1 protein-coding gene is annotated in these 824 nt (G+C 70.3%); it reads right to left on the reverse strand.

Translation table 11 applies throughout. The features are described from left to right. Window positions 1-182 precede the first annotated feature (182 nt). Window positions 183-824: flavin reductase family protein (locus GRF61_RS24195; protein WP_348982479.1), on the reverse strand; the 642-nt coding region annotated here is incomplete at its 5' end.

Here is an 824-nt window from a genome sequence, read left to right on the forward strand (position 1 = left end):
CTGCAGGGGAGGGCGGCTGCGGGAGCGGGGCGGGTTGCGGTGAGTGCCCCTTCGACGGGCTCGGGGCGAACGGTGGGTGAGGGCTGGCGGGGCAGGAGCGTGATGTTCCGGGTGGCGCCGGAGTGCTTCCAGCCTCGAGGCCCGGCCCGCTGCGTGTTGTGCTGCGGGCCGGATTGCGGCGCTCAGCGTGGCCGGTAGAGGTGGAACAGCGTGTCCTCGCTGATCTCGAAATAGTCCGCCGGGCCGCCGCCGCGCAGCACCGGCTGGGCCTTGGCGGTGCGATAGACGCCGTTTTCCAGCAGGCTGCGGTCGATGTGCACGCCGACCACCTGGCCCAGCACCAGCCAGCTCTCCAGCTCCGCGCCGGCGATGTCCTGCAGGCGGACGATCTGCGTCAGCCGGCATTCGAAGGACACCGGGCTTTCCGCCACCCGCGGCACCGCGATCTCCCGCGAAGGCGCGGGCGTGAGGCTGGCGAGGGCGAACTCGTCCACCTCAGGCGCCACCGCGGCGCAGGTCTCGTTCATCGCCGGCGCAAGCGGCCGTGTCACCAGGTTCCAGCCGAACTCGCCGGTGCGCTCGATGTTGCGCAGGCTGTCCTTGCGGCCGAGGCTGGCGAAACCGACGATGGGCGGGGTGTAGTTGAAGGCGTTGAAGAAGCTGTAGGGCGCGAGGTTGAGGCGGCCTTCTTCGTCCTGCGAGGAGATCCAGCCTATGGGGCGCGGGCCGACGATGGCGTTGAAGGGATCGTGGGCGAGGCCGTGGCCATCGGCGGGGCGGTAGAAGTGGAAGTCCAGTGGATTGTTCATGGCGTGGGCGAGGGC

Source organism: Azoarcus sp. TTM-91 (genome assembly GCF_012911025.1).
Taxonomy (GTDB): Bacteria; Pseudomonadota; Gammaproteobacteria; order Burkholderiales; family Rhodocyclaceae; genus Azoarcus.